Here is an 8080-nt window from a genome sequence, read left to right as displayed (position 1 = left end):
ACCGCCGAAAAGCCTTCTTGAACTTCCCCATACGACTCCCTCCGCCTTGTGGGAGCCGCTCTCAGAATCCATCCTGCAAAACAACGCAATAGAGGCCGCAAATCCATATGCGATTCCCCTGCCCGCAGGCGGGGGAGGGGGCGAAGCAGAGAGGTCAGTTGTCAAAGCCGACCTTGTCCACCAGCGTTGCCGCCGCCTTGCGGCTCGCGGCGATCTTCGAGATCGGCAGGCTGTCTGCATTCAGCGTGCCATACCCCGCGATGGTGGAATTGACGGCGACGCCCGTACGAACCGGATATTCGTAGTTCTGGTCGGCATACAGCTGCTGCGCCTGTTCGCCGGCGAGCCATTCGATCAGCTTCACGGCGTTGGCCTTGTTGGGCGCATGCTTGGCAAGCAGCACGCCGGACAGATTGACGTGGGTGCCGCCGCCCTCGAAGGTCGGCAGGAGGACGCGGGTCGCCTCCGCCCACGGCTTCTTGTCGGGATCGTTGTTCATCATCAGCGCCCAGTAATAGGTGTTGCCGATGCCGATGTCGCATTTGCCCGCGGCGACGTCGCGCGCGGCTTCGCGATCGCCGCCCGACGGCTTTTGCGCCAGATTGGCCTTGACGCCACGCAGCCATTCCTCGGCCTTGGCCTCGCCGTGCTTGGCCACGTAGGCCGCGAACAGCGCATTGTTGTAGATGTGCTGGCCGGAGCGGATGCAGATCTTGCCTTTCCACTTGGGGTCGGCGAGCTCCTCATAGGTGATCTTGTCCTGCTTGACGCGGTCCCTGGAGGCATAGATCACGCGAGCGCGCATGGAGATGCCGGCCCAATGCCCGTCCGGATCGCGATATTGCGCCGGGACGATCTTCTCAACCACCTCCGACTTGATCGGCTGGGTCACGCCGGCCTGTACCGCTTCGTCGATGCGGCCGATATCAACCGTCAAGAGCACATCGGCCGGGCTGTTGGCGCCCTCCGCCTTGATGCGCTGCTCCAGCCCCGAACTCGCCGAGACGACATTGACCTTGATGCCGGTGTCCTTGGTGAAGGCATCGAACAGCGGCTGGATCAGCTTGGTCTCGCGATAGGTGTAAACGTTGACTTCGCCATTGTCGGCCGATGCGGCCGAGACGGCGGGCAAAGTCAGGCACAGCGCCGCCGCTGACGCGGCGAGGACGCGAAAGTTGATCATGAGGCTGCTCCGGCAGGATGTCACGCGGTACCGGAGTGCCTAGCGCAGGCGACGCCAAGATGTCCGCGACCCGATGTCGCGAACGGCCTGATTTAGAGTGATTCCAGCGTAACGACTTAGAGCGATTCCAAATTTGGATTCCACGACTCTGCGGAGTGTCGTCGGGGCCGGGCATTTTCCTCCAGGCCTTGTTGTTCGCCTTGTTCGTCAGAACGCGGGATGGCAGTATCGCCCCCTCATGAGCAAAATCGGACAGGAGACCATGCCGCTCGTCCGGATCTGGGTCTATGACGGCATCCTCGCCTCCGGCGTGGCGGGAGCGATCGACGTCTTCACAGCGGCCAATGCGGTATGGGCAGAACGGCCTCACCATCGCGGGGCAAGAGCGCCGCTGCTGCAATGGCGGGTCGAGTCGCTGGACGGCAAGCCGGTCGAGACCGCTTCGGGCCAAGTCATCGAGGTCGACGGGCCGATCAGCGCACGTGCCGCCGTGGATGCGGTGGTCGTGCCGGGACCCTTCGTTGTCAACATCGAGCGCTTCTTCGAAAGAATCGACATTGTCGAACCGCTGCTCACTGCGCTGCGCCGCCAGCACGCGCGCGGCGCGCTGCTCGCCTCCTACTGTACCGGCAGTTTCATTCTCGCCGAGGCCGGCCTGCTCGACGGTGGCGTTGCCACGACGCATTGGGCGAAGGCGAAGGCATTCGCCAAACGTTACCCCGAAGTGGACCTCCGGGTCTCGGAAATCCTGACCGAGCAGAACCGCATCGTCTGCTCCGCCGCGGTGACGACGTCGCTCAATCTGGCGCTTCGCCTGGTTGAGAAATTTGCTGGCCTCGAAGTGGCGGCCGAAACCGGCAAGTTGATGCTGATCGACTCAAACCGCGTCTCGCAGACCTCCTACGCCAGCATGCCGAGCGCGCCGCAGCATTCGGACGCGTTGGTGGCACGGGCGCAGCGCTGGATGGAAAAGTCACTGCAACATGGGTTCAGCCTCGCCGAACTCGCCCAGCATCTTGCGGTCAGCGAGCGCACGCTCAATCGCCGCTTCAAGCTCGCGACCGGCGAGGCGCCGCTCCATTACCTGCAGGCGCTGCGCGTCGACGTGGCAAAGCGGCTGCTCGAAACCAAAGGCTTGAGCGTCGATGCGGTCAGCGCCCGTGTCGGCTACAACGATCTCTCCACCTTCCGTCGCCTGTTCAAGCGCGAAACCGGGCTTTCGCCTCGCGAATATCAACGCCGTTTCGCGCGGCGTAACGCCCGCGCTGCGCCGGCTGCGTAGCCGCGCCTGTCCGAATTTCCTCGAAAGATGGCGATACTGCCACTCTCGGCAGAACCGCTCAGCATCTAGACCTCGGCTTGCGAACGAGCACAGGAGGTCTTTATGCCGATGATCGATGTCACCATTCCGGAGGGCGCGCTGAAACCGGAAGCCGAAGCGCGGCTGATCAAGGAACTCGGCGATCTCCTGATCGGGCACGAGGGATTCGACCCCACCAATGAGGTCGCCCAAAGCGTGACGGTCGTGTACCTGCATCGGCCGGCCGCCGTCTATGTCGCGGGCCAACACTCGGCCTCGCCGCGATACCGTATCGTCCCGACGTGCCCGAAGGGCAGTACACGGAAGCTTCGCGCAGGGCCTTGGTGAAGGACGTCACCGACGCCGTGGTGCGCGCCGACGGCGGCACGTTCGAGGACGTCGCGCAGCGCGTCTGGGTATTTCCCACCGAGATACCAGACGGCCAATGGGGCAGCCGCGGCGCGATACGCACGTTGCCGGACATCCAGGCCTTCATCGCCGGCGAGCACGAGCGGAAGGTCGGTGAGGAGCGATTGGCACGGCGGCGCCGCGTGAAGGCGCTCGAACTCTTGGCCGGCGCGGTCGATGCCGCGCGCAAGGGGATCGATTGATGTGTCGTCCTGCGGCGTCCCCCGAAGTGCCGACAATTTGGGCAGCGCGCCCAGCTAATGCGTTTCCCCTCGGGGAAGTCTGCGCCTAGTCTTCCTTGCGGGAGGTGGGGTTCGGATGCGGGCGATCCTGGATCATTGCGGCGGGGCAGTTCGGCGGCAGGTGCCGTCCGGCGCGCTCATCATCCATGAGGGCGGCAAGACCGGGCATCTGTTCGTGCTGATCGAAGGGCGGCTGGAGGTGATCAAGGGCGATGCCGTGGTCGCGGTGCTCGCTGAGCCCGGCGCCGTGCTCGGTGAGATGAGTGTGCTGCTCGATCAGCCGCACACCGCAACGGTGCGCGCTGCATCCGACTCGCTGGTCTATGAATTCGATGATGCGGCGGCCTTCCTGCGCGAGCAGCCGGAAGTGGCGCTGCTGCTGGCCCGGCTGCTCGCACAACGGCTCAACGTCGCCACCACCTATCTCGCCGATCTCATGCACCAATATGCCGACCATGGCACGCATCTGGCGATGGTCGGCGAGATCCTGCAGAGCATGATCAACCTGCCGCCGATGCAGGTCGCGCCAGGATCGGATCGGCAATCAGACCCAAGGATGTGAGCCAGGGCGGCGGGTTCTCGATCCGGGCGGCCGGCTGCAGCGATGCGTTGAGATCGATGGTCTGCTCCTCGCCCGGTGCCAGCCAGAACGCGCTGCCTTGGTCGATATCAAGTACGATACAAGTCGGCGGACGGCCGGGCATGCGGCCGGTGTTGAACACCCAGGTCGCGCCTAACCGATCGAACCACGAGCCATCAGGAATGAACGGCGACTGGTGCACATGGCCTGATATCACCATGGACGGCTGATGGCGCTCGATCCATTGCACCAGCTCGACATCGCCGAAGAAGCGCTTGCCGCCCCAGCTCGTCGGCGAGTTTGCGGGCGGCGCGTGATGCACCCAGATCCAATTCGCGGGCCGGTTGACGGCGGCGTTACGAAGCTGCGCGTCGAGCCGCTCCTTCACCTTTGGGCCGTCCCACCACGGGCACACCGTGAACAGCGTATCGCCGATCGTCAGATTGTCGCCGTCGCCGGCGATCCCGAGCTCCCTGACGTCAGAGACCCAGCGCGCGATCTTCTCGCCGTCGGGATTGCGTTCGTCGAGATCGTGATTGCCGGAGCAGAGGATGACGCGGGTGCGGGCTGCGAGCAGCGAAAGATATTTCTTCACCACGACGATCTGGGCGCGGAAATCGACGATCGATGAGATGTCGAGCGCATCGCCGGCAAAGATCACTAGGTCGAATTGCGGCGCCGCCGCGAGCAGCCAGTCGAACTGCGGCAATGAATAATGCAGATCGGCAACGACCAGGCAGCGCATGGGACCTCGATCAGGATCCGATGGGGTGAAATCAATTGCTCAGGAATTGGGCGCGTCAGGCGCCGATGCATTCACGTCGGGAAAATCGAGCAATAATTGTGCCGTGTCGCATCCCGCGAACGCGACACATCCCCGCAGCGCCGTGGGCGGGGTGCAGCGCAACGTAACCAGGGCCGCTCGCGAACGCGGATGCGCCTGTCCCGGGTTGCGCTGGGCTTCACCCGGGCTACGGGATCGTGCTCACGCCCGCGCGGTGGCGTGGGGGAACGCCACTTCGATCAGGGTGCCGGAGCGGCCCCCGGTCTTGATGTGGAATCTGGCGCGGTTTGCCTCGACCAAGGCCTTCGTCAGCGACAGGCTGACGGCGGAGCCCTCGGTGGTCTGGTCCGACGGCGCCGGCGTGCGGAACGGTTCGAGGGCTGCGGCGACCTCGTTGTCGTTGAGGCTCTGTCCGGTGTCGCGGACGCGCAGCATCACCTCGCCGAAATCGGACAATGCGGTCGAGACGATGACCTGGCCGCCCGCATTGGCGAGATGGATCGAGTTGCCGATCAGATTGAGCGTGATCTGGCGCAGCGCGCGCGCATCCGCCAGCACCGGCGGCAGCATATGCGCAAGCGAGGTGCGGATGATGATGCGCTCGCGGTTGGCCTGCGGCTGCATCACCGCGACGCAGCTTTCGACCATCTCATTCAGGTTCTGGTCGGTGAGGGCGAGATCGAGCTTGCCGGTCTCGATTCGCGAAAGGTCGAGCAGATCGTTGATGATCGCCAGCACGTGCTCGCCGGAGGCGCGGATGTCCTTCATGTATTCGAGATAGCGCTCGTTGCCGAGTGTGCCGAAACGCTCGCCGATCATCACTTCGGCAAAGCCGATGATGGCGTTCAACGGCGTGCGCACTTCGTGGCTGATCCGCGCCAGCATGTCGGCCTTCGCGATCGCCGCGCGCTCGGCGAGGCGCTTGGCCTCGCGCAGCTCGCTCTCGCTCTTCTTGGCCTGCGACAGATCGCGGAACACTGCAAAGAAGTTTGGCCCGTCGGCGCGGGTGCGGCCCATGGTGATCGACAGCGGCACGAGGCCGCCCTGGCGCACGCGCCCGAGCCCCTCGCGGCCGTGGTCGAGCAGGCTCGCGACACCTTCGCCCTTGATGCTCTCAAGATAGTCGAGCATGACGCGCTGGCTTTCGGGCGCAAAGAGATCGGCGAGGTTGCGCTGCACGAGCTCGTCGCCGTCATAGCCGAACAGCGCCTCGGCGCTGCGGTTGCAGGAATTGATGTTGCCCTCGGCATCGAACATCACGACACCCTCGGCCGCGGTGTCGAGGATGGCGCCGAGCTCCTCGGCATCGGCCAGTCCTGTCCCCGGCGGTACGTCAGGCGGAAGCGGCTCCGCCGCCATCGCTGCCGCAATGGCCGCGCCCTCATCGCGCCGCTCGGCGAAGATCAAGGCGAGCGCGGAATCGCCGTCCCAGGAGATCGTGTGAAGGTGCGCCTCGGCGCTCGGATGGCCGGCATCGCCATGCGGCGGGGCTGCTGCGATCCGCACCGGCGTGCCAGAGTCGGAGGTGCTGCTGGTGGCCGAGACGCCGGGCTCGACATAAAGCGCATCCAGTCCGCCGGCATCCTCAAGCGCGCGCACGCTCTCATATCCCATCCGCTCAAGGAAAGCGGGGTTGGCATAGAGCAGGCGGTCGAGCCGGTAGATCAGGACACCGGTCGGCATGAGGTCGAGCAGCGCGCGGTCGCGCCTGGCTTCGCCGCGCGGTGCCGGCTCGGGCTCGCTCAGCCATTCCGGCGCGACAGTCGCCGGCGCGACAGTCGCGGGCTGCTCCGCGCCCGGGGCCTCGAAGGCGGGTTCGTGCACTTCCGCAGGCGGTGGCGGCGCTTCGGCGATCGGCTCTTCGGTGGCCGATGGCGTCGGCGCTGCCGCGAGCTGGCTTTCGAGCCGTGCCGATAATTGCCGCGCCAGTTCGTTGAAGGCGTTGTTCTCGACCGGCGTCAGCGACGGCGGCTTCGGTTCGCCGGGCGGACGGAATGGCAGCACGTTGCCGGGCGCCTCCACCGACGTTTCCGTTGAGATGTCCTTGGGCGTATCCAAAATCGTTTCCAAATCGCTCTGTTGTGAAATCTCGGACGCGTTCGGCTCGGGCAGTTCGGCACTGGTTGCAGTTGCCGCAGCGGGCTCTGTCGGCGGCGCCGCGCCGGATGAGACCTCGGGGCGCGGCGCCTCTCGCACCTCGGATCGTTCAGGCTCGGCCGGAATTGTGTCGGCGGACAGTGGCTGGGCCGGCGGTCCACTGAAAAATTCGTAGCGGCGCAGCGCCTCCAGCCGCGCCAGACCGTCGAAATCGCGGCAGACGCCAAAGCCGCGATAGCCGGCGAAATTGCGCGCGCGGTCGAAGATCGGCAGGCCCGACAATTCGATCCTGAGCCGGCCGCCGCCATCGACCGGCCAGTTCAGCGTGATGCCGCTCCACGTGTCCTGGGTGGCAAAGGCCTTCATTATCAGGCCTTCGGGATCGAGGCCGAACCTGTCGGCGATGTCGCTCCACAGCCGGCCGAAGCCGGCCGCGGCCTGCACGCCGATCAGCCGGGTGAACTCGTCCGAGCCGAGCGAGAAGCGGCCTTCGCGGTCCATCTGCCACATGAAGCGCAGCGGGGTGCGGCGCGTATTCGGCAGCGGCTCGTCATGCCATGACGGCGTCTTTTCGGACGCGCCGGCCGGCGTGCGTCCATCCGGCGTCGTGTAGGACAAGGGCGTTGCGACCGGCGCCGACGGCTCGTCGGCGACCGGCGCGATGAAGGGCGAGGGCTCGGCTTCCTCGGGGTCCGTATCCAGCGGGTCGAACAGCGCGAATTCGGCGGGCGCTTCCCCTGACAAAGCGGGCTGCTCGTAGAACGGCTGCCTGGCCGCCGGGCCGGTCGCGGTTTCCGGCGGAGAAGGTGCGACCTCGCTCTCTGTGACCGCGGGCATCAGCAGCGCGATGAGGCCGACATCCGCGCCGCTGCCGACGCGCTGCAGCACCATGTGGCCGATGCGGAAGGAGGTTTCGACCCGGCCCTGCCGGAGCGCGTCTTCGCGCGCGGCATCAAGGCCGGCCTCGGTGAGATTTCGGAAGCCGAGCATCGCCCGGGCGGCGTCGCTGGCGCCGACGAACATGCCGTCGCGCGTGAACGCGGCGATCGGTATCTTGACGTCCCGGACCAGGCGGGAGAGCCGCTCGAGCAGGGGCATCGTGCGATCGGTCGCGCCGCTCGCGGCGGCGATCAGGACGGCATGCCGGCCATCGGCGAATTCGAGCCGCGAGCAGGCGCAGGTCGCGAGCATGCCAAGCGGTGCGCCGAAGCCGCGCAGCCGCTCCAGCCGCACCGCGCCATTTTGCGGCAGGCGGCCGGCGAGCTGCGCGACCTGCCGCCGATGCTGGTCGGCCGGCCCGAACACCTTTCCCACAAGTGCCGTGCCGTTCCCGGCGCCGAACGATTGCGCGCCGACCGGATTGGCCCACAACACCCGCTTGCCGTCGATCGACCACAGCCAGGTGGGCAGGGGGCTCGTTGCATGCACGGCCAGCCTGGGATCGCCGAGGCCCTGCAACTGGAATTCCGCACTATTCATCGCGACA

The 8080-nt window shown here is 66.0% G+C and carries 7 protein-coding genes; 4 read left to right on the top strand and 3 right to left on the bottom strand.

Annotated features, from left to right (window positions below; translation table 11 throughout):
• Window positions 1-154: 154 nt before the first annotated feature.
• Window positions 155-1183: a Fe(3+) ABC transporter substrate-binding protein gene (locus ACZIRK_RS20220; protein ID WP_130229371.1), complete on the bottom strand. Its 1029-nt coding sequence runs from the start codon at window positions 1181-1183 to the stop codon at window positions 155-157.
• Window positions 1184-1421: 238 nt separating this feature from the next.
• Here ACZIRK_RS20220 and ACZIRK_RS20215 point away from each other — a divergent pair, with 238 nt between their 5' ends.
• The 4 genes from ACZIRK_RS20215 to ACZIRK_RS20200 all read left to right on the top strand — a co-directional run bounded on the left by ACZIRK_RS20215 (window position 1422) and on the right by ACZIRK_RS20200 (window position 3695).
• Window positions 1422-2465 (top strand): GlxA family transcriptional regulator, encoded by a 1044-nt coding sequence (locus tag ACZIRK_RS20215; RefSeq protein ID WP_245475031.1) that lies wholly within the window; start codon window positions 1422-1424, stop codon window positions 2463-2465.
• Window positions 2466-2567: 102 nt separating this feature from the next.
• On the top strand, window positions 2568-2831 hold the full coding sequence (locus tag ACZIRK_RS20210) for a hypothetical protein (RefSeq protein WP_463328022.1): 264 nt from the start codon (window positions 2568-2570) through the stop codon (window positions 2829-2831).
• Window positions 2828-3094 carry a hypothetical protein gene (locus ACZIRK_RS20205; protein WP_463328021.1) on the top strand — a complete coding sequence of 89 codons (267 nt, stop codon included), beginning with the start codon at window positions 2828-2830 and terminating at the stop codon, window positions 3092-3094. Before ACZIRK_RS20210 ends, ACZIRK_RS20205 begins: the two co-directional genes overlap by 4 nt.
• Before the next feature lie 115 nt (window positions 3095-3209).
• The gene (locus ACZIRK_RS20200) at window positions 3210-3695 is read left to right on the top strand and encodes a cyclic nucleotide-binding domain-containing protein (protein ID WP_028167028.1); all 486 of its coding nucleotides are present in this window, start codon (window positions 3210-3212) and stop codon (window positions 3693-3695) included.
• On the opposite strand, the gene ACZIRK_RS20195 is transcribed toward ACZIRK_RS20200, so the two are convergent.
• The gene (locus ACZIRK_RS20195) at window positions 3634-4458 is read right to left on the bottom strand and encodes a metallophosphoesterase family protein (protein WP_130229369.1); all 825 of its coding nucleotides are present in this window, start codon (window positions 4456-4458) and stop codon (window positions 3634-3636) included. The genes ACZIRK_RS20200 and ACZIRK_RS20195 overlap by 62 nt on opposite strands.
• Before the next feature lie 240 nt (window positions 4459-4698).
• Window positions 4699-8073 carry a PAS domain S-box protein gene (locus ACZIRK_RS20190; RefSeq protein ID WP_130229368.1) on the bottom strand — a complete coding sequence of 1125 codons (3375 nt, stop codon included), beginning with the start codon at window positions 8071-8073 and terminating at the stop codon, window positions 4699-4701.
• Window positions 8074-8080 lie beyond the last annotated feature (7 nt).

The organism is Bradyrhizobium sp. Leo114 (assembly GCF_055229415.2).
This window is presented reverse-complemented; position numbering and strand designations above follow the sequence as displayed.